A 26,342-nucleotide genomic window follows, 5' to 3' on the forward strand; every position below is an offset into this window, starting at 1 on the left:
TCTATTGAAAACAGGCTTTTTGAACTCCTAAGGCTGCCTTTACCTCCTGCCGAAGCGCTGACTTCCTTATTGCCCGGAATTTGTTTTTCAGCAAGCCCTTCCTATATTTGCCGCTATTAAGAATTGGTTTAAATAAATATGAAAATACTTTTCCCGCTCGCCATCCTTCTGGGCGCTATTTTTACTGCCCAGGGGCAAACCGGCACGGTAGCAGGAACCGTTAGTACTGCTGAAGGACGCCCGGCCCCGAATGTTAGCCTGAGCCTTGAAAACACTTACAAAAGAACGGCAACGAATGCGAACGGTGAATTTCGCCTTAGCCAGGTGAAAGCGGGTGATTATATAATAGTTGCAACCTATGCAGGAATAGAGACCAGGCAGTCCGTTCATGTGGACGCAGGCGAGCTTACCACCGTGGAAATAATCCTCCGCCAGTATACTGAACTTGACCAGGTGGTAGTGGAAGCGGATGCTTATAAAGAAGAAGGGGAATACGTTGCTAAAATGCCCCTGGAAAGGATTGAGAATCCCCAGGTATACCATTCCATCGGGTCCGGAATACTGGAGGCCCAGTTGGCGACGGATTTTGATAAGGCACTGAAAAATGCGCCGGGATTGCAGAAAATGTGGGAATCCACCGGCCGCGGAGGAGACGGCGCGGGATATTACTCGATGCGCGGATTTGCCGTTCAGCCCACCCTGGTGAACGGGCTGCCGGGCCTGACCAACGGAAGCCTGGATCCTGCAAACATTGAAAGCATCCAGGTTATCAAAGGGCCCTCCGGAACTTTGTTCGGAAGCAGCCTTATCTCTTACGGAGGGCTGATCAACACGGTAACCAAGAAACCTTACCAGGGATTCGGCGGGGAAGCCGCCTATGTGGCCGGCAGCTTCGGGCTTAACAGGATCACCGCTGATGTAAACGCTCCGCTGAACAAAGCGAACGATATCATTATGCGGGTAAACACCGCCTTTCATTCGGAAAACAGCTTCCAGGACGCAGGCTTTAAGCGGTCTTTCTTCCTGGCACCTTCTCTTTCCTACGAGGTGAATGAACGCTTGTCATTTCTGCTTTCCGCTGAGCTGCTTACAGCGGAAGGAACCAATCCGACGATGCTGTTCCTGAACCGGTCCGGCCCCCTGCAATATGAAAACCTGGCCGATCTGAATTATGATCCGGATCTTTCCCTCACCAGTAACGATATAACGATAAAAAATCCAAGATATAATGTCCAGACGGAAATGATTTACCAGATTTCCCCGGAGTGGACTTCGCAAACCGTGGTTTCCAGGGGATTTGCAAAATCGGACGGCTATTATTCCTATCTCTGGGACAATGGCTATGACAAACCGCAATTCAGTGTGTTTATAAGCGATCAGAACGCGCACAGCCTGACCACGGATATTCAGCAGAATTTCACGGGCGACTTCCGCATTGGAGGTTTAAGGAACCGGCTGGTGGTGGGCCTGGATTACTTCCACCGGCAAACCCATGATTTCAGTTCGGGGTATCCCTGGTTTTACGATGTAAGCCCCCGGGGAGAAATTGATTACGTGGATCCGTATACCGGGGAAACGGTAGCCCCAAGATACCTGACGAAAGAATCGGTAGACGCGGTGCTGGCTTCCTCGTCAAGGGCAAATCTGAATACCAAAGACGAAACCTACAGTATCTATTTTTCAGACGTGATAAATATCACCCCGGAACTGCTGGCGATGGCTAGTCTCCGGCTGGACCATTTCAATACCAAAGGAGACGTCAGCACCGACGAGGATGATTATGAACAGACCGCCCTGTCTCCCAAGTTCGGTCTTGTTTACCAGCCCATCCCGAACAAACTATCCGTATTTGCCAATTACATGAATGGTTTCAAGAACGTGGCGCCGGCAACTGTTTCTGATATTAACGGAGAGAACCCGGTCACTAAAACCTTCGAACCCGAGCATGCCAACCAGGCCGAGTTCGGGATCAAAACGGATCTGTTTGAGGGCAGGCTTTCTTCGACCATCAGCGTGTACGACATCAAGGTCAGCAATAAAGTTATGCCCGATCCGGCGAATATCAACAATTCCCTGCAGGGCGGAGAGATTGAAAGCAAAGGGCTGGAAGTGGATCTGAACCTGCGTCCTGTTCCGGGACTCAGCATCCTGGCCGGTTATAGCTATAACGACAGCAAAGTACTCAGAGGTATTGAAGAAAGCGCATTTGAAGAAGCGGGGAAACGCCCGGGCGAAGCCGGGCCGAAAAATTTATTCAATGCCTGGGCTACCTACGAATTCAGCAAGGGCGCACTCAGGGGATGGGGGCTTGGATTTGGCGCAAATTCAGCGAGTGAACTGATCATCCTGGACAGCAGGGCCACCGGCAAGTTCACGGTTCCCGGGTATACCGTGCTGGACGCCTCCGTTTTTTACAATACGGAAAAGTTTCGGATTACCCTGAAACTGGATAACCTTTCAAACGAGGAATATTATACCGGCTGGTCTACTATAAATCCGCAGCGGCCAAGAAGTTTCGCGGCAGGATTGACCTATCGCTTTTGAAATACTAATCCATTTGCTACCTTGAAACATGGATGAAACAAATCCTGTTAACCATGTTACTCTTGTACGCGGAGGAGCGCCTTTCTTTGAGGAGCTTATCCACCTGATTGAGCAGGCCAGGGAATACCTGCAGCTCATGTTCTATATTTTCGATGAAGACGCTACGGGAGAAATGGTACTGGATGCCCTGTCGGCCGCGGCCCGGCGCGGAGTGACGGTCTATCTCGTTGTGGACGGGTACGGCAGTAAACCCTTTTCCGAAAGCCGCCAGCGGGAACTTAGGAAGGCCGGCGTGAAATTCCGCAGTTTTGCACCTATTAAGGGCATTCGCTTTTCGAGTGTCGGAAGAAGAATGCATACCAAGACCATTGTCTGCGACCATAAAATGGCGATGGTGGGGGAATAAATATTTCGGATAAATACCACGGGAGCGATACGCAACCCGCCTGGCTGGATTATGCGGTAAAAGTAAGCGGTCCGGATTGTCAGCGGCTTCATTCCCTTTATGAATTATTCTGGAAGCGTTCCTTTCTGAATCCCCGGCAGATCCGGAACAAGGAAAAGATCATCGAGGGGATCATGCGCAAGGGAGATTACGTGAACTGGCTGGTAAACGACCGGCTCCGGGGATTTAACCTTGTAAGTAAAAGCTATTTCCTGGCCGTCCATAAGGCCAGGCATGAAGTAATAATCCTTAACAGCTATTTCTGGCCCGGGATTAACTTTATCCGGGAACTGCGCGCCGCCGGGGAACGCGGCGTATCTGTCAAACTTATTCTGCCGGCACTTTCGGACAGTATTATTTTCAGGAATGCAACCCGTTATTTTTACAAAGTGCTGTTCAGGATAAAAAATACCGAGGTATACGAATGGAAACAATCCGTACTTCATGGAAAAGTAGCGCTGGCGGACGATACCTGGGCCACCGTCGGGTCCTATAACCTGAATATGTTAAGCGCTTTCCGCAGCATTGAACTCAATGCGGTTATTACTGACGGGACCTTTATCAGCAGCATGCGTGCGGAGCTGGGGCGGTAATGAAGGCCAGCGAGAAAATAGACCCCGAGGAATTCATAAAACGAACCGGTTATCTGGGTTCTTTCCTGAACATGGTCTCTTATTTTCTCCTCCATCTTAGCCTGCTGATCTTATTGTTTTTCTCACGAAAAGATTAAAGCCGGGCATCTCCACTTCTCTTTGCAATTAAAAAAATAAAACCGCATCTTTGCATCCCCTTATGCGGAGAATAAGGGGATTGGTAAATTATTTAATTTTAAGCATTTATGCCAGTAAAGATCAGATTACAAAGACATGGTAAGAAGGGAAGGCCTTTTTACCAGGTAGTGGTGGCGGATTCACGTGCTCCGAGAGATGGTAGGTTTATTGAAAGATTAGGCACATACAATCCAAACACCAACCCCGCAACCATTGACCTTGACGTTCTGCGTTCAGTGGAATGGTTGACAAAGGGCGCACAGCCCACCGATACGGTTCGTTCCATCCTTTCGTACAAAGGCGTGCTTTACAAACACCACCTTGAAGTAGGCGTACGCAAGGGAGCAATGACCCAGGAAGAAGCCGAAGCAAAGTTTACCGAATGGCTTCAGGCCAAGGAAGCGCGGATTGACGCCAAAAGGTCAAAACTGACTTCTTCAGCCGAAGAACTTGAAAACGCAAGAAAAGCGGCCGAAAAGAAAAAGAAGGAAGACAGGGCAAAAGCGATTGCCGCCAAGAACACCCCGCCCGAAGAGGAAACCGAGGCAGCTGAAGAGGAAGCGCCGGTTGCTGAAGAAGCAGCTGAGACTCCTGAGGCAGCAGCCCCTGCAGCAGAAGAGGCAGCTCCCACAGAAGCAGCAGCTCCTGCTGAAGAAACTGCCCCCGCTGAGGAAACGGCAGCTCCGGCAGCTGAAGAAACCGCGGCTCCTGCCGCAGAAGCTAGTGAAGACGCCCCTGCAGCCAAAGCCGAAGAAGGCTCCGCTCAGGAAGAAGAAGATAAGAAAGCAGAATAATTGGCAACGGCCGGTTTTTTTATAGTTGGCTACGTTAGCAAAACAAAAGGATTGAAGGGTGAGCTGCTGCTGAAAATCGAAGCGGAGCATCCTGAAAAATACCAGCAAACGGAATCGGTTTTTCTTGAAATAAAAGGGAAACCGGTTCCGTTCTTTGTTTTATCCTTCCGCCCGCAGCCGGGTAAAAAGACGGCGGTTGTGACGCTGGAAGACGTAGACAGTGTTGAAAAAGCACGGGAACTGACCGGGGTTTCGGTGTTATTGCCCCTTTCGGAAAAAATAGAAAGCAAAAGCCCCCCCTTTGCTGAGCTGAAAGGATTCCAGGTGACAGACAGCGCAATTGGCCCGTTGGGTCCTATCCGCGAAATAGTGCAATATCCCGGGCACTCCGTGGCTGTGCTGACCTACCGTGAACGCGAGATTATGTTCCCGCTGAACGAGGCGCTTATTGAAAAAATTGACAAACAAAACAGTGAATTATTTGTCAATTTACCAGAAGGCTTGCTGGAAATTTACCTGGATTAATACTTTTCTGTAAATTAGAGTCGTTTTATCCATTATTGTGAAAAAGGTACTTTTCATATTGCTTTTCACCGCAGGGGGATTCCTTAGCAGTTTCGCGCAGGAAATCACGCGGCAGGATATCATCCAGATATCCGGCTATGCCTACGCGAATGACAGCTCCCTGGCAAAGCTCCCTTATGTAAAAGTCCTTATCAAGGGTACCGGACGCGGCACGTTTACCGACGAAAGCGGCTTTTTTTCCATCGCTATATTAAAAAGCGATACCTTATCTTTTTCTACACTTGGCTATGCCCCGCGCACCTATTACCTGAAAAAAGATGACTGGAATAAAGGCGAATTAACCACAGCCATCCTGATGGACCCCATCTCTTACGAGCTGGATGCCGTAACGGTACGGGGGCTCACGGTGGAGGCCTTCCGGAGAGAGTTCCTTGCCCTGCAGTTACCGGATGACGCATATTCGCCGAATGCCCTCATTGATGTGAACGAGCTGGGAATGCCGGCTCCTGATCTGAGCCCGGGTTTTAGCCCGGGAATTTCCCTTAGCCCCACAGAATTGCTGCAGCGCGTACCGTTTATCCAGAAAGCCCTCCGCAGGAAACGAGCCAGGGATATCAGCGAAGACCCTGATGTTTCCATCCCTGAAATGAAGTAAATTATGCGGATAGACATCGTTACCGTACTCCCCGGCTTACTTGAAAGCCCCTTTTCCCATTCCATCCTTCAGCGCGCCCGTAATAAGGGCCTGGCGGAGATCCATGTTCATAATCTCCGCGACTATTCCGGGAATAAACATAAAAGCGTGGACGATTACCCCTACGGGGGAGGCGCGGGCATGGTCATGTCGGTGATCCCTTTTGCAAATTGCATCGATCACCTGCAGAAGGAAAGGTCTTATGATGAAATTATTTTTATGTCGCCGGACGGAGAATTGCTTGAACAGCCGCTGGCCAACACCCTTTCATTAAAGAAGAACCTGCTCATTCTCTGCGGGCATTATAAGGGAATTGATGAGCGGATACGCGAACATTACGTTACCCGCGAGATCTCTATTGGGAATTACGTGCTTTCGGGCGGTGAATTACCCGCTGCCGTACTGGTGGACGCCGTTGTCCGCCTGCTTCCCGGGGTGCTTTCGGACGAAACATCCGCACTGTCTGATTCTTTTCAGAACGGCCTGGTAGACGCCCCCTCCTACACACGGCCCGCCGATTTCCGCGGCTGGAAGGTACCCGATATCCTGCTGAGCGGTAACACGCCGGAAATAGATAAATGGCGCTTTGAGCAATCCCTGGAACGTACCCGCAGCCGCCGACCCGATATGCTCAAATAATTTTTTGTATTCATAAAAATTCCCTACATTTGCCCTCCGATTCAAAGAGCAGTAATCATGGATTTAATAAAATTTGTCGAAGATAAGGAAACACAGAACGAGCTACCGGCTTTTCGTGCCGGCGACAACGTTTCTGTACATTATAAGATTACGGAAGGGAGCAAGGAGCGTACCCAGGTTTACCAGGGAGTGGTAATTCAGCTTAACAGCACCGGCGCCAACAAAACCTTTACCGTACGCAAGGTTTCCAACAGCATCGGCGTGGAACGTATCTTTCCCGTTAATTCACCAAGCATTCTTAAAGTGGAAGTGAACAGCCGCGGTGCAGTTCGCAGGTCTAAACTTTATTACCTGCGTCAGCTTACCGGCAAGAAAGCCCGCATCAAGGAGAAGCGATAAGCTCCTTACAAGATTTTTAAAAACCCTGTGTACCCCTTCCGGTCCGCAGGGTTTTTTTATTTATATCTTTGAGGCTTTAAAGCGCTTCGGTAAATGGAACAGCATTTCTGGGAACGCCCCTTTTTAGGTGCCAGCATAACGGAATACCTGGTCTTCGCGGGGACCATCCTGCTCGCCTGGTTCCTGAAGCACCTGGCGGCACTCATTATCACCCGAATTATTTACGGGTTCCTGCGCCGCTTTGCGGATAATATTCGCTACAGGGAGTTCCGGGACATCATGACCCGTTCGATTGAGCTGTTTCTTTTTATTTTCGCGGCCTTTTTTGCCTTCAACCGGCTTGATCACCCGCTGTTCAGCCTGCAGCTGTTCAGGCAGCGCATAGGGCTCGAAACGGGGACCGACCCCTGGAGCATCAGCATCGGGCAATTGCTGGAAAAGGCCTTTGTGATCGCCCTCTTTCTCCAGCTCACCCTGATCCTGATCAAACTTCTCGAATTCATCAGCCTGGTCTGGACGCACCGGCTGGCAAGGAACGGGCAACAGGTGGACAGCCAGCTGATCCCCTTTTTAAAAGACGCTCTTCGTACACTTACCATCATCCTGGGGGTTTTCTTTATCCTGGCGGTGATCTTCGGCTTTAAGACCATTGCGGCGCTGGTCGCAGGGATCAGCTTCGGTACTATTTTACTTGCTTTGTCCGCCAAGGAAACCGTGGAAAACCTCTTCGGCTCCTTTACGATCTTCCTGGATAAACCTTTTCGCACGGGCGATTACGTAAAGGTAGATACCGTGGAAGGGACTGTTGAAAGAGTAGGTTTCCGGAGTACCCGCATTATCACTCCTGATACCAGCCTGGTCACGCTTCCCAATAAGAAGATGATCGACGGCATTACGGAAAACCTGAGCTACCGCTCCCACGTCCGGATCCGCTTTAACCTGCAAATTGCCTTTGACACGCCGGCCGGAGTCCTGGAAAGGGTAAGCAGCCGGGTGAATGCCTATTTCAGTTCCCATCCCGACCTCCGGGAAGACAGCCTGGTTCATTTTGAGACCTTCGGCGAGAATGCCTTTCAACTAAATGTTTCCTATTACATCCGGGTGCTGCCTATGAAAAAGCTAGCCGCTCAGCGGGAGTCGGTGAATCTCAGGATAGTGGAAATAGTGGAAGAACAGGGAGCTACGCTGGCCGGAAAAGACACTCCCCTTATCCGGGCAGGCAGAACCGGCGGCAAACAGGACAACCGGCAGTAAGCATTAAGACAACGCAAAAGTATTCATGGCCTGGAATTGCAGCCAGAAGATCAGAGTTCGGCAAGCACCGTTTCCCCGCCCCTTACTTTCTGGCCGAGCGTCACATTTATTTTGGTTCCCGGGGGCAAAAACACATCCATGCGAGAACCGAACTTGATAAAGCCCATCTCTTCGCCGGCGCTTACCTCCTGGCCTTCTTTAAGATACCAGCGGATGCGCCGCGCCATGGCGCCGGCGATCTGGCGGAACAGCACTTCCACGCCTGATCCATGCTCGATGACTATCGTCGTGCGTTCGTTCTCGGTAGAAGACTTGGGATGCCAGGCAACCAGGTATTTTCCCTGGAAATACCGGACATGTTTCACCCGCCCGCTCACAGGGCAGCGGTTCACGTGTACATTTACCGGCGACATAAAAATGGAAACCTGTATTCGCCGGTCCTTCAGGTATTCCGTTTCGGTAGTTTCCTCAATGACCACCACTTTACCGTCGGCCGGGGCCAGCACCAGGCGGCCGCCTTCCGGCGAAAGCCGGCCGGGATGCCTGAAAAACTGGAGAATAGCCACCAGGAATATAATTCCCAGCCCGGCGGTAATAAAGTGCCAGGCAACTGCATCCGGGAAAAGGAGTATAACAATGATCAGCAGGCCAAGTGCAGCCACACCGGTAATGACAATGGTATTATACCCTTCTCTGTGAAAACGCATAACAGTTCTGTTTAGAAGGGCCTAAATTAAGAAAAAGCGACCAGAACAAGGTAAGCATAGGCAAAAGGAGCGGCCAGAAGCAAACTATCAAAGCGGTCAAGCAGGCCGCCGTGCCCGGGAAGCAGGCTGCCGGAATCCTTTATGTCAATACTGCGCTTGAACATGGATTCCACAAAGTCGCCCAATGTGCCGAAAATAACGATCACCAGGGCAAGCCCCATCCATTCCAGGGAATTCATCACCGGGAAAATCCCGGCCATTTGTGCGGCGGCGCTGCAGCAAATAAGCAGTCCGCCCAAAAAGCCTTCCCAGGTCTTTTTCGGCGAGATCCGCTCCAGCATCCGGTGACGCCCAAAAAGGCTTCCCGCCAGGTAGGCCCCGGTATCGGAGATCCACAAAAGCAACAGGAAGCCAAGCGGAAGCTGATAGTTATAGCCGCCTGAAATAAAGCCGGTAGCCACGAAACAGGCAAACGCCAGGACCACGTAAAAGATTCCGCCTGCCGCGAACAGTACATTTGTAAACGGTTTTTCCTTTTTCGCGAAAAGCTCCGCTATAAAAAGCAATAAAATAAGGGGAAGTTGTAGTGTAAGTATACGGGAAGACAGGAAGCCGGTAAATACGGCGATATTCAACAGGTAAATACAGGCGCCGGTCAATAAGCCCAGCCAGCGATGAGGATGGTAGCCCGCCTTCCCGGCCAGGGAATAAAATTCAGCAAGAGCCAGCAGGCTTACCAGGAAGAACAAACCGGCGAACGTATAAGGGCCAAACCATACGCCGCTTACAAGTACGGCCACGAAAACAGCGCCTGTAGCAGCACGCTTCACTAAATTACTGTTCATTAAGCTTGTGTTCCGCGTTTTTACGGGCCAGGCTGTAAAATCCCGCCAGCAGGGCCAGGGTCAGAACGGCCGAAAACAGATATTGCAGCCCGGAAAAGTCCTGTTCCTGCCCGGGATCAAAATTGCTTATTTTTTGCTGGAATAAAAAGTTGAGCAGGACGATCATTCCGTTATTAAGAAAATGCGTCGCAATCGGTACCCAGATATTCCCGCTCCAGTAAAAAAGATAGCCAAACAACAGCCCCAGCAGGAAACGGGGAAGAAAGCCGAAAAACTGCATATGAATAAACGAGAACAGGATAGCAGTAATAAAAATAGCCCAGTGAACATTCCCGAACCAGCGGGAAAAGATCCCCTGCAAGGCGCCCCGGAACATAAGTTCCTCCCCGATTGCCGGTATAACGGCGATCATGAGCATATTCACGGCAAAATCAGTCCACCCGTTCATGGTAAGAAGGACCTTGGTCAGTTCCTCCATCGTGTCTTCAGACTCCCGCATCCAGGCTTCCAGCCCGTCCAGGAAAGGCGGCAGATCCATGAGCTGGTTCAGCTGATAGGAAAGTTCGATCATGGGAGCGGAAACAAAGCCAAGCGCCAGCGCCAGCAGCAGAAAAAGCGGGAGCCGCTCCTTCTTGCTGGTAAGATAATCTTTTCCCCGCAGGCCAGCCAGCCGGAAATAGATCAGGGGAGGGATAACGAACATCCCTACCGATTGCGTCACCTGCATGAACTTCAGCACTTCAATATTTTCGCCGGAAATATTCCCCATGCTTTCCATGAGTTCCGTAAACGACATGTCAAAAAGAAAAGGCACGGCCATTATCGACAGGGCGGAAAACACAAATATGCAGCATAAGGTAAGGCCAGCCAGGAACAGGAAATGCAGCCAGGGCGCGGTATAATATAAAAATCCTTTTCGGTCCATTTTTGTTAACTTTGCAGGCTTCTTATTGAAGATGAGCGTAAAGATAGGAAATATTGACCTGGGACCCTTCCCTATTCTGCTTGCCCCCATGGAAGACGTGAGCGACCCTCCCTTCCGGTATGTGTGCAAGCAGCAGGGCGTGGACCTCATGTACACCGAATTCATTTCTTCGGAGGGCCTGATACGCCATGCAGCCAAAAGTAAGCAGAAGCTGGATATTTTCACCTATGAACGCCCCATTGGCATCCAGATATTCGGCAGCGATATAGCGCATATGCGCGAAGCCACAGAAATAGCAGCGGCCGCAAGCCCTGACCTGATCGATATCAACTATGGCTGCCCGGTGAAAAATGTCGCCTGCCGGGGCGCTGGCGCCAGCCTGTTGCAGGACATCGATAAAATGGTGAAGATGACCGAAGCGGTGGTAAAAGCCACCAACCTCCCGGTTACCGTGAAAACCCGCCTGGGCTGGGATGATAATAGCCGGAACGTGTATGAAGTAGCCGAACGGCTTCAGGATGTAGGCATCCGCGCGCTCACCATTCACGGCCGCACCCGCTCCCAGATGTACAAAGGGCAGGCCGACTGGACCCTGATCAGGGAAGTAAAGCGAAATCCCCGGATACAGATACCGATCTTCGGGAACGGGGATGTAGATTCCGTAGAAAAGGCGGCCGCATGGCGAATGGAATACGAGGTAGACGGAATCATGATCGGACGGGCCGCCATCGGCAATCCCTGGATATTCCGGGAGATCAAGCATTATTTCAATACGGGCGAACGAATGCAGGGCCCCAGCCTGGAAGAACGGATGGATGCCTGCCGCACCCACCTCCTGAAATCAGTGGAATGGAAGGGGCAAAGAACAGGGGTGCTGGAAATGCGCAGGCATTATGCCAACTATTTCAAGGGCCTTCCCGGCAGCAAGGACCTGCGCATGAAACTTGTAACGCTGGAAAATACAGACGATATCCTGGCCACGCTGGAATCCGTAAAGAACAGGTGGTCAGAAGAATTGGCATAATAATCGCTAAACGAAGGTAATGGTCACCAAGATAACAGACGGCATCAAGATCTCGGTAGAAACCCTTTACCAGCCCGAATATTCCAATCCCACCGGGGAACACTTCATGTATGCCTACCAGATCAGGATCGAAAACCTTTCCGATTATTCTATTCAGCTGCTGCGCCGGAAATGGCTTATTTTCGATTCAAACGGGACCCACCGCGAAGTAGAAGGAGAAGGCGTCGTTGGCCTGCAGCCAATTATCGATCCCGGCGAAAGTCATGAATACGTATCCGGCTGCAACCTTCGCACCGAGATCGGGACCATGAAAGGCCACTACCGGATGCAGCGCCTCATTGACGGAAGGTTGTTCGATGTTAACATCCCCGAATTTCAGCTCTACTGCCCCTATAAAATGAATTAAAGGCCGAAGCAATGCAAAGCCGCCCGCCTTTCCGGCAGTTTCGACTGCCTGGCAAATTTGGGCGGGATTCGTTATTCCCGCCTTCCCATTGCGATCATCACATAATACAGCAGGGTTCCCAGGGAAGCCAATGCAGCAATCACATAGGTGCTGGCCGCCCAGCGAAGAGCGCCTTTTGCATCCTCGTGTTCGCGGGAACGTGTGATTCCGGTGCTATCCAGCCATACAAGGGCTCTGCGGCTGGCGTCAAATTCTACCGGCAGCGTAACAAATGAGAATAAGGTGGTGAATGCGAACATGCCTATTCCTATCCAGATCAGGGCAGGGAATATATTGATCATTAATACGCCTCCCAGCAAGACCCACATGACCCAATTACTGGTAATACTCAATACCGGCACCATAGCCGAACGGAACTGCAGCCAGGCGTAGGCCTTTGCATGCTGTACCGCATGCCCGCATTCGTGGGCGGCAACGGCCGCTGCCAGCACGCTTCTGCCGCTATACACGTCCGGGCTCAGGTTGACCGTCTTATTTTGCGGGTTATAATGGTCGCTTAAATGCCCTTCCACAGAAATAACCTTTACATCAAAGATGCCGTTATCCTGAAGCATTTTCTCAGCGATGTCTTTCCCGCTCATTCCCGATGAAAGCGCCCGCTGTGAATAGTGATGCGCTTTTTTCCTGAACCGCCAGCTGACAAACATGCTGGCCAGCATCGGGATTAATACCAATATAAACCATCCGGGCAAGCCCCCTCCTGTTCCGTAAATATCCATGTTAATTTCCTTTCTTCAATTTATTGTGATTTCTCTCTACTTCAAAAAACATTCCCTTTGTAAAAAGGGCTTATTCATTGACAGGCGGCCTGCAAATCTGGCAGGCGCCGTTATCAAAATTACGCAAATAATCGTTCATTGTTTGCTGTCTGGCAGGAATTTTACATTCGCGAGGGGATCCGGCCCGTGGCCGTTCAGGCAACCGGGAGTTGGGTCCACGCGGTGTTGCGAGCCTCCTGCGCCCGAAGCCGCTGCCGCCTGAGGCCCTGCAGCAGAGGGGCGGGCATTCTAAGTTGCGAAGGGCCTTTGCAATGTTGCAGACCCTGCCCTGTCGTGGGAAACCCGGCCCCGGCCTTGAAAATAATCTTACATTTGTTACCGGGAGAATGAAGCATGGATTGGATCGAAATTTTCAGCGCCTTCCTGGCCGGTATGCTGTTCATCTTTTTTTATTTGCGCCTGCGAAAAAATGCCGGGCAGGCCTCACTGGAAAGCTATAATGAGCTGAACCGGGAAAATTCCATACTGGAGGAACGTAACCGGCTTTATGAGCAGGAAACAGGGCGCCTGCGGGAAGAACTCAGGGAAGAACGGCGGCGGTCAAACGAATTTGAAAATGAAGCCCGGCGATCGGGGGAAGCCGCCAGGATACGGGAGCAATTGCTGCAGGACAGGGAAAAGCAGCTCAGGGAACAAAAAGAAGCCTTTTTGCAAATGCAGCAGCAAATGAACCTGCAATTTGAACATACCGCAGGGAAACTGCTGGAAGAAAAATCCAAAAAATTTACCGAGTTGAACCGGGCCAGCCTGGATCTGCTGCTGACCCCCCTGAAGGAAAACATCAAATCTTTCGAGGAAAAAGTGGAAAAAACATATAAGGCCGAATCGGACGAACGAAACGTGCTGAAAGGCACGGTGCGGCAAATGATGGAGCTGAACAAGCAACTGAGCGAAGATACCAATAACCTTACCCGGGCCTTGCGCGGGGATTCGAAAAAACAGGGAAACTGGGGCGAAGTGATCCTCAGCCGCATCCTTGAACGCTCCGGGCTGATCGAAGGGGAAAACTACGTGATCCAGTCGAAAGCCATGCAGCTGCAGAATGAAGATGGCCGTCGCTTGCAGCCGGACGTGATCGTGCGCCTGCCCGGCAACAAACATGTCATTATTGATTCCAAGGTTTCCCTGGTAGCTTATGAGCGGATGATCAGCTGCGATACCGAAGAAGAGCGGGAACAATTCCTGAAGCAGCACGTCCAGTCGGTACGTACGCATATCACAGGCCTAAGTGCCAGGGAATATGCCAGCTTGCAAGGCATTGACTCCCCGGATTTCGTACTGCTTTTCATGCCCGTCGAATCCAGCTTCAGTATGGCCGTGCAGCATGATGCCGCCCTGTTCAGCGATGCCTGGGACAAAAAGATTGTAGTGGTTGGCCCTTCTACCCTGCTGGCCACCCTGCTCACGGTTGCCGCCACCTGGAAACAGGAAAAGCAGACCCGCAACGCGCAGGAAATTGCCCTAAAGGCCGGGTTGCTCTACGATAAGTTTGCCAGGTTCGTGGAAGACCTGGAAAAGGTAGGTAAAAACCTGGGTCTTACTCAAAAATCTTACGATGATGCCTTCAGGAAGCTTCACAGCGGCAGGGGCAATCTCCTGAACAAGGTGGAAGAATTGCGGAAGCTTGGCGCAAAGGCCGGCCGGCAGCTGCATGACCGTTACCTGGACAATGAAGATCCTGACGATGAGACAGGATCTATTCCTTTTTCTTCAGAAACGCATCCCAGCCCTGGGCCGTGATTTGGTGTACCTGGCCGGATTTCGAAATCAGGTAGCAGCCTTCATCTTTTGCCGTCATATGGCCGATCACGGAAATATCCGGCTGATTCTTTACTTTTTCGTAGTCTTTCTGGGCGATGGTAAAGAGCAGCTCGTAGTCCTCTCCCCCGCTAAGCGCGCAAACGGTAGGGTCCAGGTTAAATTCCCGGGCCGACTCATAGGTCATCGGGTCAATGGGGATCTTTTCTTCGAATAATTTACATCCCAAACCGGAACGGGTAGCAATATGCAGGATCTCTGAGGCAAGCCCGTCGGAAATATCGATCATGGATGTAGGTTTTACTTCCAGGGCTCTCAGCAATTCCAGTACATCCCCCCTTGCTTCCGGCTTTAGCTGGCGCTCCAGGATATAATCTTTTCCCTGCAAGTCGGGCTGCATGGCCGGGTTCTCCAGGTACACCTGCTTTTCCCTTTCCAGGATCTGCAAGCCCATGTAAGCGGCGCCCAGGTCGCCGGAAACACAGATCAGTTCCCCTTCCGCCGCCCCGTCCCGGTATGCAATTTCATCTGCCGCGGCAGTGCCCAGTGCGGTGATGCTGATGACCAGCCCGTGCTGTGAGGACGTAGTATCGCCCCCGGCAAGGTCTACCTTATATTTATCACAGGCCAGCAGCATTCCGCTGTAAAGCTCTTCAATGGCTTCCAGGGAGAACCGGTTGGAAAAGGCGATGGAAACCGTGATCTGCGTAGGTGTGGCATTCATGGCATAGACGTCCGAAAGGTTCACGATCACCGATTTATAACCCAGGTGACGGAGCGGTACATAGGCCAAGTCAAAATGGATCCCTTCGGTTAAAAGATCAGTAGTGACGATTGTCTTTCTTCCGGAATGATCCAGTACGGCGGCATCATCTCCCGCTCCCTTTTCCGTGCTTGCATGGTGCAGGCGGATATTTTTGGTCAGGTGATCAATAAGGCCGAATTCGCCCAGCTCACTGATTTCCGTTCGTGATTTATTTTCCAGCATGTCCATTTATGCAAAGGTGCGAATTCTGCCCGTCAATTACCAATGTTCGCCCTGCGGCCTGCGCTCAGCGGCTGTTTTCTCCGGCCCGTACGGACTGAAGGAGGCTCGCGAGTTCCTTTACTTTTTCGGGATGGTTGGCCGCCAGGTTTTCCTTTTCTCCCGGATCCTCCTCCAGGTTATATAACTGCGGTTCGGTAGCCGCGCCGGTTTCTATATTCACCTTTTGCATCACTTTAACCCCCTTGTGCGGCTCAATGTATTTCCAGTCGCCCTTCACCAGCGACAGGGCGCCGTTTGCCGCTTGTTCTACCACGTGCGGGCGTCCGTCTTTAGTTTTCCCAAGCAGGGCGTCCAGCATATTAAAACTGTCAGGGGCATCAAGGCTATCGGTCTTTACGCCGGTAAGGCCGGCGAAGGACTCCAGGAGGTCCACCTGGCTGAACAGGGCATCAGATACGCCCCTGTTTACCTTTCCCGGCCAGCGGACAATAAAGGGAACACGGGTGCCGGCTTCAAAGGCGCTGTATTTCCCGCCGCGAAGCCAACCGGACGGCTGGTGAGTGCTGAGGAGTTCCACGGCCTGATCCTGGTAACCGTCGTCAACCACGGGACCGTTATCGCTGGTGAGGATAACGATCGTGTTTTCGGCAAGGCCGAGCCGGTCCAGCTGCTGCATAAGCTCTCCAACGGCCCAGTCCAGCTGCAAAATCACATCTCCGCGCGGGCCCAGCCCGCTTTTGCCGGCGAAACGCTCGTGGGGAACACGCGGAACATGAATATCATGTGTTGAAAAGAATAGGAAAAAGGGTTTATCCTGGTTTCGCGAAATAAATTCCTTTGCCCGTTTTACCAGCGTATCCGCAATATTCTCGTCTGTCCAAAGGGCCGCCTTTCCCCCGGTCATGTAACCGATCCGGCTGATGCCATTGACAATCGTCTGGTTATGCCCGTGAGAAGGATGCACTTTAAGCAGCTCGGGATGCTCCTTGCCTGTAGGCCAGTCCCCTACCTTTTTTTTATAATTTACCTGAATTGGATCACCCTCCTCCAGGCCCACCACGCGATGGTTCTCCACGAATACGCAGGGAACCCGGTCACCGGTAGCTGGTATGAGGAAAGAATAATTAAATCCGATCTCCAGCGGGCCGGGCCTGATCTCTCCGTTCCAATCCGGACCGCCTTCAGGGCCCAGGCCCAGGTGCCATTTCCCCACCACTCCGGTAGCATAGCCGGCCTCCTGGAATACAGAAGGAAGCGTGGTGATCCCGGTATCGATCAGCAGGGCGGCATCTCCCGGAGCAATGCCCCTGCCCGGCCTGCGCCAGGCATATTCGCCGGTAAGCAGGGAATACCGCGAAGGCGTGCAGGTAGCCGAAGAAGCATGCGCCCTTGTAAACCGCATGCCCTCCGCCGCCAGGGCGTCGATATGATGTGTAGTAAGGTGGCCGGCTCCGTAGCAGCCAAGATCGCCGTAGCCAAGATCGTCGGCGTAAATAAGAACGACGTTAGGCCTTTCGGCCGAAACCGGGGAATCTTCCTTATTCTTGTTTGCCGTGCCGCAGCCCGAGAGCAAAGCAGTCAGCGCCAGCAGGTTAATCAGTTGGTTCATGGGGTACATTCTTTCCGTAAATTCTTGATATGACCATGGTGGAAGCCGTATCTCCTGTAGCGTTCAGTAAGGTGGCCATGGGATCAATTACCGTGGCAATTACTGTCACAACCGGCAGAAATTCCGGCGGGAACCCATAAGCGGTAATGATAAATACTTCTCCTATATATCCGCCGTTGGGGATGCCTCCTTCCACGATACTGGTCAGCAAGGCAACGAAAAGCGCGAGCATCAGGGTTTCCGTGCCGCTGAAAGGTTTTCCCAGGATGGCAAATAATACAGCGATCTTTATAATAGCGCCCAGGCTGGAACCTTCTTTGTGTAATGCGGCGCCCAGGGGAATGGCCAGTTTATTTACCGAAGGCCGGATACTCATTTTCTCGCCTGCTTCCAGGTTCACGGGCATGGTGGCAATGCTGCTGCAGGTGGCCAGGGCCGTCAGCGAAGGAGTGATGTTGTTTTTCCAGTAGTTCTTTATTCCCCGGAAACCGCCCGCAAAAAATGCATACAGGGAAAAAGCCCCAAGGAAATACACGAGCGAGGAGGAATAATACAGGATGGTGGATTCCACATAGGCCTGAAGCAGCTGCGGGCCCAAACTGGCGATAAGGTAAGCAAAGTAGGCGCCGAGTCCCAGCGGGGCGATCTTCATAATGAGATGAAGAAAGTTCTTCATTACCTCATTACCGGAAAAAATGAACTGCTGGAAAGGCGTTCCCTTTTCTCCTGATATACGAACGGCAAAACCCGTTAATAAGGAAAATACGATCAGGGCCAGCATGTTCTGCTTGGAAAGCAGGGCGCTGAAATCGTTGACGGTGAATGCGCGGACCAGCGTGGATGAAATATCCGAAGGGGCTATCTCTTCATGCGCCAGCGACGTTTGCGCTTCTACAGGCGATAAGGGGAAAATTTCAAGTACCAGGATGGCGAAGGCGGCGGCAAGCAGGGCCGTAACGGTATATACCAGCCCGGTCAGCAGCAAAATACGACCCGCCTTTTCTTTACCCTGCAACTGGATCACTGAGGAAGCTACCGCGAAGAAAATAAGCGGTACCACGCTCGTAAAGATCAGGTTCAGGAAAATATCCCCTACCGGCTTCAGGGACAGGGCCGCCGTGGGAAGAAAAATGCCAACGAGGGTTCCAGCCACAATAGCGCCTAACAGGATGATCGTCCCTGAATAATTTTTCCAAATGGAACCCTTGGAGGCCGCTTGCATCCTCAAGTTTAAGAAAAATTATAACGCGGGACAAAACCATTTCACCGAAGGCGGCCGGAGGAATGGGTCATATCTGAAAGCGTTCCTGCGATCCTTTGGGATCCCGGTTGCTGCGCAACCGCCCTAAAGGATACGACACTCTCTTATTTCAGGTATGACCCATCCAGCGGCCTTGTTCCCCGGAAGAATTGTTTCGTCCCGCACTACAAACTATTTCCAACCGCCGCCGAGGGCGCGGTAGAGTTCAACTACGGAACTCAGACGGCTGTATTCGGCGTTAATAAGGCCGAGCTGGGAATTCAGGGCGTTTTCGCGGGCCGTCAGAACTTCCAGGTAATTGGCGAAACCGTTGTTCAGCAGTTCTTCCGAATAGCGGCTGGCAGTATCATAGGCCTCGAATTCGCGGGTCTTTATTTCAATGGTTTCCTCGGCTGCCTGAAAATCGTAGAGCGCGTCCGAGACTTCCTTGCTGGCCGTCAGCACCGCTTTTCTGAAATCAAGATAAGCGATTTCCTGCTGCGATTGCGCTACTTCGTACTGCGTGCGCACGCGCCGTCCGTTCAGGATGGGCTGGGTAAGGCCGCCTACGATGTTGGCAAATAAGGAGTTGGCGCTTAACAGTTCATCAAGCTGCAGGCTTTGCAGCCCTCCGGTCGCGGAAATGGTCAGGGAAGGATAGAATCCTGCCCGGGCAACATTCGTCAGCTCAAAGGCATTGATAAGCCCGTATTCCGCAGCAATCACATCGGGCCGGTTCCGCAGCAGCTGCACGGGATAGCCGGTCTCCATTTCAGGATCAAGCTCCTGGGCAGCAAGGTTAGTCCTTCCGATGTCGCCGGGAGCTTTTCCCAGCAGGATCGAAAGCGTATTCTCCAGCACCTTGATATTCTTATCCAGCTCCACCGCCAAAGCCTGGGCCGTGTACAGCTGGGCTTCGGTCTGTTTTACGGCTACTTCCGTTACTGTTCCGGCATCCTTTAAAGCCCTGGTAGTTTCCAGGCTTCTTTCCCGGTTCAGGATCGTTTGCGCAGCAATACGCTTTTGCTCATCAAAAGCCAGCAGCTGATAGTAGAGTGATGCAATGTTTGCGATCAATTCGGTCTTAACCGCCTGATGGGCGGCGACCGACTGCAGGTAGGATGCTTCCAGCGCCCGCTTGTTGCTCCTGATCTTCCCCCATATATCGGCTTCCCAGGAGAGGTTAGCCGACAGATCGTACTGATTCAGGGCGCCGTCGAAAATGGCGCCGAACTGACTGTTCCCGGCCAGCTGCTGGTGAGTCATCTGCGCCGTGGCGCCGATAAGGGGCAAGTTACCGGTTTTACCCTGCTTGTAATAAGCTTCCGCCGCTACAATGCGCTGAAGGGCGATGCGGATATCCATATTATTTTCCAGGCCCTCGCGGATATGCGAGGCCAGCTGCTCATCGGTGAAAAGCTCCTCCCAGGAGATATCCGCAATGGTGGCGCTATCCCGGGCAAGCTGGTCGGTTCGGTACAGCTCCTCGTTCACCGCCCTTTCGGGACGCTCGTATTCCCTGGCTACGAAGCAGGATTGCAGCCCGATGAGGAGGACCGGCGCCAGCGTTAATTTATAGATGGTATTTCGTTTCATCTGGATGTATTTGATTAATTATCGGTTGGCTGGGGTTTACCACTGATCTTCTCCTGCAGCCACTGGAATAAAATATAGAGGATCGGGATCACGAATACGCCGAAAACCGTACCTATCAGCAGGCCGCCAACCGCCCCGGTACCAATTGAATTGTTCCCTTCGGCACCGATCCCGCCGGCGAAAACCAACGGCAGCAGCCCCACGATAAACGCAAAGGAAGTCATCAGAATTGGCCGCAAACGCACTCTGGCACCTTCAAAAGCAGCTTCTGCTATAGAAAGCCCGGCCTTTCGCCGCTGAATGGCAAATTCCACGATCAGGATCGCGTTCTTCGCAAGCAAACCCAGCAGCATGATCAAGGCGATCTGGAAATAGATATTCACCTCCAGCCCGGCAAATTTGGTGGTCACAAAGGCCCCCATGATCCCGATGGGGAGCGACAGCAATACCGAAAAAGGAATCAGGTAGCTTTCATACTGCGCCGCCAGGATAAAGTAAACGAACAGCACACTCAGGATGATAATGAACAGCGTCTGGTTCCCGGCGGAAATTTCCTCCCTTGTCAAACCCGAAAAGGCGACTGAGTAATTCGCCGGAAGGGCCGTAGCGCTCACTTCCTGAACTGCCTTGATGGCGTCCCCGGTTGAATAACCCGGAGCCGCCGCACCGTTCACCCCTGCCGAATTAAAGAGGTTGAAGCGGGTTACCGCCTGCGGCCCGTACACTCTTTTCAAACTCACGAACTCCGTAATGGGAGCCATTTCGCCGGCCGAGTTGCGTACAAAAAGCTTATTCAGATCATCGGTATTAGCCCTGTCTTCGGGGAGCGACTGCACGTACACCCGGTACTGCTTTCCAAACCGGGCAAAGTCAGCGGCGTAGATACTTCCTATATAACCCTGCAGGGTACCGAAAATGCTGCTGATGGAAACGCCAGCTTCCTTCGCCTTAGGCACGTTGAGTTCGATCTCATACTGCGGATAGGAGGTGTTAAAAGAGCTTTGGGCGTAAAGTATTTCAGGACGTTGCATCAGCTGCCCAAGGTATTCCTTGGTAACCCGGTCCAGCTCTGTAAATTCCCCTCCCAGCCGGTCCAGCACATTCAGTTCAAAACCGGAGGAAACGCCAAAACCAGGCACGCTGGGAGGCGCAAAGAACAACACGTTGGCATCCGACATCGTGGCGCCTGCGCCGAACATCTTGGCGGTAATGGCATCGGCCGAAAGCGAATCAGCTTTCCGGTCTTCCCAGGGATCCAGCTTAATGAATCCCAGAGCGTAGTTGCTTCCCGCGCCTGAAATAAGGCTGTACCCGTTCACGAGGGTACCGCCGGCCACACCGGGGATCTGTTCCAGTTTACGGTACAATTCCTGCGTCACTTCTACCGTCCTGTCAAGAGAGGCGCCGGCAGGCAGTTCCACATTGGTAAAAATAATACCGCGGTCTTCGTTGGGAACAAAACCCGTTGGTGTAGTTGAAGAGGACCAAACGATTCCTGCTACTGCCGCCAAAAGTATGACCGCAGTGATCCATTTGTGCCGGAAGAGAAAACGAAGAGAGCTTACGTACTTCCTGGTTGTAGCTTCAAATCCGGTGTTAAAAGCAGAATAGAAGCGTTTCAATAAGCTTTTCTTTTTCCCATGCTCATCCTTGTGCGGTTTCAGGAAGAGGGCGCAGAGCGCCGGGCTAAGCGTAAGCGCGTTCAGCGCCGAAATGGCGATGGCCACGATCAGCGTGACACCAAACTGTTCATAGAAGACGCCTGTTGGCCCGGTAATAAAGGTGACGGGAATAAATACCGCGCCCATTACCAGGGTAATGGAAATAATAGCTCCGGTGATCTCGCTCATCGCCGAATGCGTCGCTTTCCGGCCGCTTTCCGCCCCTTCTTCCAGCTTGGCGTGTACGGCTTCCACCACCACAATGGCGTCATCCACCACAATCCCGATGGCCAGTACCAGCGCGAACAGTGTAAGCAGGTTCACGGAATATCCGAACAAGCCCAGGAAAAAGAACGTTCCGACGATAGAAACCGGCACGGCAATCGCAGGAATAAGCGTAGACCTGAAATCCTGGAGGAAGATGAATACCACGATAAATACCAGCACAAAGGCCTCCAGCAGGGTAACCACCACTTTGTCAATGGACGCTGTCAAAAATTCGTTTGTATCGAAATTGACCACGACAGACATTCCCGGGGGGAAATCTTTTTCAAGTACGTCAAGCTGGGCGTGAATATTCTCAATGATCTCCTGGGCATTTGATCCCGGAGTCTGATTAATTCCCATACTCACACCGGGCAAGCCGTTAGAGTGAGAAACAACCGAATAGCCTTCGGCATCCAGCTCCACCCTGGCAACATCCTTCAGCCGCAGGAACTGGCCGTTGCCAAGGGCCTTTATAATGATGCCTTCATATTCATCCTCGGTGGAAAAACGTCCTCCGTATTTTATGACGTATTCAAAAGCTTCGGCGTTATTCTGGCCCAGAGAACCTGCCGCGGCCTCAAGGCTTTGCTCGTTAATAGCTGCGGTAACGTCGGCCGGCATAAGATCATAAGCGGCCAGCTTTTCCGGGAGCAGCCATATACGCATGGCATAGTTCTTAGCACCGAACACTTGTACATCCCCTACGCCGTTTATACGTTTTAGCGCCGGAAGCACATTAATATTAAGGTAGTTCTGGATATAGGTAGCATCATAATCCTCGTTTTCCGACAGCACGGTCAAAAACATCAGCGAACTGGTTTGCTGCTTTTGCGTAGACACCCCGGATTGGGTTACTTCCCGCGGCAGCAGCGGCGCCGCACGGGCCACCCTGTTCTGAACATTTACGGCGGCAATATCCGGGTCAATGCCCTGTTCGAAAAACACCTGGATGGAAGCCATCCCGCTATTGCTGGCAGTCGATGTGATATAGGTCATGCCTTCCACACCGTTTATCTGCTCTTCAATAGGAATAATAACACTTTCCAGCACCGTTTCGGCATTGGCGCCCGGGTAATTGGCCTGAACCCTCACCGTTGGCGGGGCAATGTCGGGGTACTGCGTTACGGGCAGCGTGGTCAATCCCAGCACTCCCAATATCAAAATGATAATGGAAACAACAGTGGACAGGACCGGCCGGTCTATAAATTGTTTTAACATTACAATTCTTATTTAAATACTACATTCAAGGTGTTTGCTACGCTGTCAAAAGGTACCGGCTGCGGCATCAGCGGCGTATTATTGCGGAGTTTCGCTACGCCCTTGGCTACGATATGATCGCCGGTCTCTACCCCTGATGCAACCAGCACCAGGTTATTCACCCGGTCGGTCACCTGGATGTTCGTCAGTACAGCCATGGTATCTCCCTGTACTTTATAAACGTATACCATTCCCTGCTGCTCGAAAGTAGAAGCCTCGGGAACCACTATTGCATCGGTAAAGGTTTTCGGGATGCGAATGGTTCCGCTGTTACCATTGGCGAGGATCCGGTTAGGGTTCGGGAAAGTAGCCCTGAAATTAACCGTCCCGGTGGTGGTGTTCACCTGCCCGGTAACCGTTTCTATCTTTCCTTTTTGCTCGTAGATCTCCCCGTTCACCAGTTGCAGTTCAACCGGCGGAAAGTTATCGATCTTTTGAGTCAGCGTCTCGCCTTCAGCGGTTTGCAGGAAATTGAGGTAATCCCTTTCGTTCATTGAAAAGAAGGCATATACTTCGTCTACATCTGATACCGTGGTAAGCGGGGTAGGATCGCCGGGGCTTACCAGGCTTCCTTCCCGGAACGGAATGGCGCCAACATAACCGTTTACCGGGCTTTTGATGGTCGCATAACCAATGCTGGCCTTGATGCTGTTATAACTGGCTTCGGCCTGAGCCAGGCGAGCTTTGGCCGTTTCCAGCTGAACACTGCTGATAATACCTTTTTCCACAAGTGGCTTCAGTTTTTCCACTTCAACGCGGGCGGCATTCACATTCGCTTCAGCGGCGCCCGCATCCTGGCTTAACGCCGCGGTTTCCAGCTTGAATAGCGTCTGCCCCTTGCTGACCTTCTGGCCTTCGTCCACAAGTACATCCGTTATATATCCGGAAACTTTCGCCCTTACGGCGCTGCTGATGGTTCCTTCAATACTTACCGGGTAAGCAGTGTATCCGGTAACTGTTTTTTGGGGTACTTCCACCACTGGCAAGGGTAAGGGTCCCTGGGCCCGCTGCTGGCCCTGCGGATTTTGCTGGCAGGATGTAAAAAGGACGATACCCATTAAGAAAGCGCTGTAGCTTATTTTTTTCATGTTGTTATTTGTTGCTGTTTCCAATGTTACCTGATCGTTGTGTGTTTGCATGGTGAGAAATTTTCATTTTTTTATTTTTTAAGGTGGATCAATTCTTCTTTATGCTGAAGGCAGAGCGCCTTGTACTGTTCCAGGAACCGGATAAAGCTTTCAAGGTAATTGATCTGCTTTAAAAGGTAATTTCCGTTGCCCGGATCCTGCGTTGATTTCTTATAGACAATGATCTTATTGCAAAGCGCCAGCTTATGATCGCAGGACTTTATGCGTTCATTCATTCGGTCTATCGTATCGTCTGGTGAAACCGTGTAGTATTTCTTACGGTCTCCGGGCAGCGTGTAATAGGTAATTCTTCCTTTGTGCAGGAGGATGTTCAGGTTAGTAAAAACAGAGCTTTTGCTGGCTTTCAGCAATTCAACCATTTCCTCGAAGGTGATCCCCTTATGGTTATCAATGACCAGGTGCGCAAGGATGCGCGCGGCCAGGGGTGGCAGCTTATCTTCTGTTTCGATATACTGACCGAATTCTTCGATCAGCAACTCCTTATCCTGCTGTCCCTGAATATTTTCTGTGTTCATTCGCATTCGTTCATGGTTCGGTTGCAACCGAACTGAACGAAATTAACAGCGGGAAGAAGGAAATAGTTTGAGGCTTTTTGGAATTTTTTGGATGTGTTTTACTATCTTTTTTGTTACAGTTTCTGCTCGTTTTTGTTACAATCCTTTTTGAGCAGAAATTTCGAGCATTCTTTCAATGGGTTTCCTGGCCTGATCCATGAGCGCTTCGGGAAGTAAAATTTTCGGTTGTTCATACTCCATGCACAGGTAAAGCTTTTCGAGCGTATTTCTTTTCATATGCGGACAGTCATTGCAGGCGCAATTATTATCGGGCGGAGCGGGTATAAATGTCTTATGTGGCGAAGCTTTCTGCATCTGGTGAAGGATACCGGATTCAGTAGCTACAATGAACTCATTATCAGGGCTGCTGATGGTATATTTTAACAGGCCGGTAGTAGATCCTATATAATCTGCTTCTTTCAGGATCGGTTCTTCACATTCGGGGTGAGCTATCAACTTCGCCTGTGGATAACGGTTTTTAAGTTTCACAATTTTCTCGCGTGAGAATATTTCATGCACCATGCAGGCGCCGTCCCACAGCACCAGGTCCCGGCCGGTCTTTTTGGCTACGTACCTGCCAAGGTTCTTATCCGGCCCGAAAATGATCTTCTCGTCTTTAGGAAGGCTTTCCACAATCGCCACGGCGTTCGTAGAAGTGCAGACAATATCACTCATAGCCTTGATCTCAGCCGTAGAGTTCACGTACATGATTACTGTATGACCCGGGTGTTGCTCTTTGAACACCTTGAACTGGTCCGGAGGGCAGGTATCCGCTAATGAGCAGCCAGCCTTCAAGTCAGGCAGTAATACTTTCTTCTGCGGAGACAATATTTTAGCGGTTTCCGCCATGAAATGAACCCCTGCGAAAACGATCACATCCGCGCCGGTCTTTGCCGCTTCCTGGGATAACCCCAGGCTGTCCCCGATATAGTCGGCGATATCCTGGATATCAGCGTCCTGGTAGTAATGTGCGAGGATAATTGCATTTTTTTCTTTTTTTAACCGTTCAATTTCGGCAAACAAATCCATTCCCGGATCTATCGCATAATCGAGAAATCCTTTCTCCGCTAATATCGCTTCTGTCCCTGGCATTTTGAATATTTTTTGTTCAACAGCTCTTAGCTATTTATTATTATTTCCTTTTAAAAATAGAATTAGTAGGTAGTAGTAGGCCTGTTGAATCCGTTGAAAAATGAGCCTTTTTTTCCTTGTGAAATGATTTATTCATATTTTCCTAACATCAACTTAACATTCTGATAACAGAACAAACTGCTAATCAGGCCGATTGTTTTTCCACACTAAAGTTAGTTATTTTTAACAGTTAATAATTCCTTAAGTTTGGTACATGGGAAAGATGTTGATAGTCGTCGTTTTCTTCCGTCTCGGGGACAGAAAACTTGCGGAAAAATTAACCAGCCCTTCGGTTTTCCCCCGAAAGGCGGACTTATGCGCTT

At 51.2% G+C, this 26,342-nt stretch carries 23 protein-coding genes and 1 pseudogene; 12 read left to right on the plus strand and 12 right to left on the minus strand.

The annotated features are described in order from the left end of the window. Positions 1–138 precede the first annotated feature (138 nt). From FRZ59_RS03840 to FRZ59_RS03880, 9 genes and pseudogenes are all read left to right on the plus strand, one after another. On the plus strand, positions 139–2,544 hold the full coding sequence (locus FRZ59_RS03840; protein ID WP_132128004.1) for a TonB-dependent receptor: 2,406 nt from the start codon (positions 139–141) through the stop codon (positions 2,542–2,544). Positions 2,545–2,572: 28 nt separating this feature from the next. Then, positions 2,573–2,950, plus strand: a complete 378-nt coding sequence (locus FRZ59_RS03845; protein ID WP_147698234.1) for a phospholipase D-like domain-containing protein — start codon at positions 2,573–2,575, stop codon at positions 2,948–2,950. A 173-nt stretch (positions 2,951–3,123) separates the two neighbouring features. Further along, complete coding sequence (locus FRZ59_RS03850; protein ID WP_147698235.1) at positions 3,124–3,582, plus strand: phospholipase D-like domain-containing protein; 459 nt, start codon at positions 3,124–3,126, stop codon at positions 3,580–3,582. Positions 3,583–3,827: 245 nt separating this feature from the next. Beyond that, positions 3,828–4,355, plus strand: a pseudogene (locus FRZ59_RS03855) (30S ribosomal protein S16); the annotation flags it as partial. A 198-nt stretch (positions 4,356–4,553) separates the two neighbouring features. Continuing rightward, the gene (gene rimM, locus FRZ59_RS03860) at positions 4,554–5,078 is read left to right on the plus strand and encodes a ribosome maturation factor RimM (RefSeq protein WP_132128007.1); all 525 of its coding nucleotides are present in this window, start codon (positions 4,554–4,556) and stop codon (positions 5,076–5,078) included. Between the two features lie 37 nt (positions 5,079–5,115). Continuing rightward, complete coding sequence (locus tag FRZ59_RS03865) at positions 5,116–5,733, plus strand: carboxypeptidase-like regulatory domain-containing protein (protein ID WP_158640520.1); 618 nt, start codon at positions 5,116–5,118, stop codon at positions 5,731–5,733. Positions 5,734–5,736: 3 nt separating this feature from the next. Continuing rightward, positions 5,737–6,411 (plus strand): tRNA (guanosine(37)-N1)-methyltransferase TrmD, encoded by a 675-nt coding sequence (gene trmD, locus FRZ59_RS03870; RefSeq protein WP_132128009.1) that lies wholly within the window; start codon positions 5,737–5,739, stop codon positions 6,409–6,411. 57 nt (positions 6,412–6,468) lie between these two features. Then, positions 6,469–6,810: a 50S ribosomal protein L19 gene (gene rplS, locus FRZ59_RS03875; protein ID WP_132128010.1), complete on the plus strand. Its 342-nt coding sequence runs from the start codon at positions 6,469–6,471 to the stop codon at positions 6,808–6,810. 93 nt (positions 6,811–6,903) lie between these two features. Next, entirely contained in the window at positions 6,904–8,064 is a 1,161-nt protein-coding gene (locus tag FRZ59_RS03880; RefSeq protein ID WP_132128011.1) for a mechanosensitive ion channel family protein, read from the plus strand. A gap of 50 nt (positions 8,065–8,114) precedes the next feature. On the opposite strand, the gene FRZ59_RS03885 is transcribed toward FRZ59_RS03880, so the two are convergent. The 3 genes from FRZ59_RS03885 to FRZ59_RS03895 are packed head-to-tail and all read right to left on the minus strand — an operon-like array spanning position 8,115 to position 10,541. Then, positions 8,115–8,771, minus strand: coding sequence for a phosphatidylserine decarboxylase family protein (locus tag FRZ59_RS03885; RefSeq protein WP_132128012.1), 657 nt, complete (start codon positions 8,769–8,771; stop codon positions 8,115–8,117). Positions 8,772–8,797: 26 nt separating this feature from the next. Continuing rightward, positions 8,798–9,616, minus strand: a complete 819-nt coding sequence (locus tag FRZ59_RS03890) for a phosphatidate cytidylyltransferase (protein ID WP_132128013.1) — start codon at positions 9,614–9,616, stop codon at positions 8,798–8,800. After that, positions 9,606–10,541: a CPBP family intramembrane glutamic endopeptidase gene (locus tag FRZ59_RS03895; RefSeq protein WP_158640521.1), complete on the minus strand. Its 936-nt coding sequence runs from the start codon at positions 10,539–10,541 to the stop codon at positions 9,606–9,608. Before FRZ59_RS03895 ends, FRZ59_RS03890 begins: the two co-directional genes overlap by 11 nt. Before the next feature lie 31 nt (positions 10,542–10,572). On the opposite strand from FRZ59_RS03895, the gene dusB reads away from it, so the two are divergent. Next, a complete protein-coding gene (gene dusB / locus FRZ59_RS03900; RefSeq protein WP_132128015.1) occupies positions 10,573–11,565 on the plus strand; it encodes a tRNA dihydrouridine synthase DusB in 993 nt (330 codons plus the stop codon). A 19-nt stretch (positions 11,566–11,584) separates the two neighbouring features. After that, the gene (gene apaG / locus FRZ59_RS03905; RefSeq protein WP_132128016.1) at positions 11,585–11,971 is read left to right on the plus strand and encodes a Co2+/Mg2+ efflux protein ApaG; all 387 of its coding nucleotides are present in this window, start codon (positions 11,585–11,587) and stop codon (positions 11,969–11,971) included. Positions 11,972–12,042: 71 nt separating this feature from the next. On the opposite strand, the gene FRZ59_RS03910 is transcribed toward apaG, so the two are convergent. Next, complete coding sequence (locus FRZ59_RS03910; RefSeq protein ID WP_192901594.1) at positions 12,043–12,750, minus strand: zinc metallopeptidase; 708 nt, start codon at positions 12,748–12,750, stop codon at positions 12,043–12,045. A 393-nt stretch (positions 12,751–13,143) separates the two neighbouring features. Here FRZ59_RS03910 and FRZ59_RS03915 point away from each other — a divergent pair, with 393 nt between their 5' ends. After that, the gene (locus FRZ59_RS03915; protein ID WP_132128017.1) at positions 13,144–14,550 is read left to right on the plus strand and encodes a DNA recombination protein RmuC; all 1,407 of its coding nucleotides are present in this window, start codon (positions 13,144–13,146) and stop codon (positions 14,548–14,550) included. Here FRZ59_RS03915 and thiL read toward each other — a convergent pair. From thiL to nadA, 8 genes are all read right to left on the minus strand, one after another. Next, on the minus strand, positions 14,507–15,556 hold the full coding sequence (thiL, locus tag FRZ59_RS03920) for a thiamine-phosphate kinase (protein WP_132128352.1): 1,050 nt from the start codon (positions 15,554–15,556) through the stop codon (positions 14,507–14,509). The genes FRZ59_RS03915 and thiL overlap by 44 nt on opposite strands. A 64-nt stretch (positions 15,557–15,620) precedes the next feature. After that, complete coding sequence (locus FRZ59_RS03925; protein WP_207910207.1) at positions 15,621–17,165, minus strand: sulfatase family protein; 1,545 nt, start codon at positions 17,163–17,165, stop codon at positions 15,621–15,623. Continuing rightward, a complete protein-coding gene (locus tag FRZ59_RS03930; RefSeq protein WP_132128019.1) occupies positions 17,149–18,387 on the minus strand; it encodes a dicarboxylate/amino acid:cation symporter in 1,239 nt (412 codons plus the stop codon). The genes FRZ59_RS03925 and FRZ59_RS03930 overlap by 17 nt, the downstream gene beginning before the upstream one ends. Before the next feature lie 210 nt (positions 18,388–18,597). Beyond that, positions 18,598–20,001 (minus strand): efflux transporter outer membrane subunit, encoded by a 1,404-nt coding sequence (locus FRZ59_RS03935; protein ID WP_132128020.1) that lies wholly within the window; start codon positions 19,999–20,001, stop codon positions 18,598–18,600. Positions 20,002–20,015: 14 nt separating this feature from the next. Next, positions 20,016–23,147 carry an efflux RND transporter permease subunit gene (locus tag FRZ59_RS03940; RefSeq protein WP_132128021.1) on the minus strand — a complete coding sequence of 1,044 codons (3,132 nt, stop codon included), beginning with the start codon at positions 23,145–23,147 and terminating at the stop codon, positions 20,016–20,018. Positions 23,148–23,155: 8 nt separating this feature from the next. Continuing rightward, positions 23,156–24,274 carry an efflux RND transporter periplasmic adaptor subunit gene (locus FRZ59_RS03945; protein WP_132128022.1) on the minus strand — a complete coding sequence of 373 codons (1,119 nt, stop codon included), beginning with the start codon at positions 24,272–24,274 and terminating at the stop codon, positions 23,156–23,158. Positions 24,275–24,345: 71 nt separating this feature from the next. Further along, positions 24,346–24,849, minus strand: a complete 504-nt coding sequence (locus FRZ59_RS03950; protein WP_132128023.1) for a GbsR/MarR family transcriptional regulator — start codon at positions 24,847–24,849, stop codon at positions 24,346–24,348. 135 nt (positions 24,850–24,984) lie between these two features. Next, positions 24,985–25,980, minus strand: a complete 996-nt coding sequence (gene nadA, locus FRZ59_RS03955; RefSeq protein WP_132128024.1) for a quinolinate synthase NadA — start codon at positions 25,978–25,980, stop codon at positions 24,985–24,987. Between the last annotated feature and the right edge of the window lie 362 nt (positions 25,981–26,342).

Source organism: Anseongella ginsenosidimutans, from assembly GCF_008033235.1.
Lineage (GTDB): Bacteria > Bacteroidota > Bacteroidia > Sphingobacteriales > Sphingobacteriaceae > Anseongella > Anseongella ginsenosidimutans.

Bases quoted from the DNA above. Each gene is read 5' to 3' on its own strand.
- dusB (WP_132128015.1), top strand. From the start codon at position 10,573: ATGAGCGTAAAGATAGGAAATATTGACCTGGGACCCTTCCCTATTCTG.
- FRZ59_RS03890 (WP_132128013.1), bottom strand. From the start codon at position 9,616: ATGAACAGTAATTTAGTGAAGCGTGCTGCTACAGGCGCTGTTTTCGTG.
- apaG (WP_132128016.1), top strand. From the start codon at position 11,585: ATGGTCACCAAGATAACAGACGGCATCAAGATCTCGGTAGAAACCCTT.
- FRZ59_RS03885 (WP_132128012.1), bottom strand. From the start codon at position 8,771: ATGCGTTTTCACAGAGAAGGGTATAATACCATTGTCATTACCGGTGTG.
- FRZ59_RS03895 (WP_158640521.1), bottom strand. From the start codon at position 10,541: ATGGACCGAAAAGGATTTTTATATTATACCGCGCCCTGGCTGCATTTC.
- FRZ59_RS03930 (WP_132128019.1), bottom strand. From the start codon at position 18,387: ATGCAAGCGGCCTCCAAGGGTTCCATTTGGAAAAATTATTCAGGGACG.
- FRZ59_RS03880 (WP_132128011.1), top strand. From the start codon at position 6,904: ATGGAACAGCATTTCTGGGAACGCCCCTTTTTAGGTGCCAGCATAACG.
- FRZ59_RS03935 (WP_132128020.1), bottom strand. From the start codon at position 20,001: ATGAAACGAAATACCATCTATAAATTAACGCTGGCGCCGGTCCTCCTC.
- FRZ59_RS03950 (WP_132128023.1), bottom strand. From the start codon at position 24,849: ATGAACACAGAAAATATTCAGGGACAGCAGGATAAGGAGTTGCTGATC.
- FRZ59_RS03845 (WP_147698234.1), top strand. From the start codon at position 2,573: ATGGATGAAACAAATCCTGTTAACCATGTTACTCTTGTACGCGGAGGA.
- thiL (WP_132128352.1), bottom strand. From the start codon at position 15,556: ATGCTGGAAAATAAATCACGAACGGAAATCAGTGAGCTGGGCGAATTC.
- rplS (WP_132128010.1), top strand. From the start codon at position 6,469: ATGGATTTAATAAAATTTGTCGAAGATAAGGAAACACAGAACGAGCTA.
- FRZ59_RS03940 (WP_132128021.1), bottom strand. From the start codon at position 23,147: ATGTTAAAACAATTTATAGACCGGCCGGTCCTGTCCACTGTTGTTTCC.
- FRZ59_RS03840 (WP_132128004.1), top strand. From the start codon at position 139: ATGAAAATACTTTTCCCGCTCGCCATCCTTCTGGGCGCTATTTTTACT.
- FRZ59_RS03915 (WP_132128017.1), top strand. From the start codon at position 13,144: ATGGATTGGATCGAAATTTTCAGCGCCTTCCTGGCCGGTATGCTGTTC.
- FRZ59_RS03910 (WP_192901594.1), bottom strand. From the start codon at position 12,750: ATGGATATTTACGGAACAGGAGGGGGCTTGCCCGGATGGTTTATATTG.
- trmD (WP_132128009.1), top strand. From the start codon at position 5,737: ATGCGGATAGACATCGTTACCGTACTCCCCGGCTTACTTGAAAGCCCC.
- FRZ59_RS03850 (WP_147698235.1), top strand. From the start codon at position 3,124: ATGCGCAAGGGAGATTACGTGAACTGGCTGGTAAACGACCGGCTCCGG.
- FRZ59_RS03925 (WP_207910207.1), bottom strand. From the start codon at position 17,165: ATGAACCAACTGATTAACCTGCTGGCGCTGACTGCTTTGCTCTCGGGC.
- nadA (WP_132128024.1), bottom strand. From the start codon at position 25,980: ATGCCAGGGACAGAAGCGATATTAGCGGAGAAAGGATTTCTCGATTAT.
- FRZ59_RS03945 (WP_132128022.1), bottom strand. From the start codon at position 24,274: ATGAAAAAAATAAGCTACAGCGCTTTCTTAATGGGTATCGTCCTTTTT.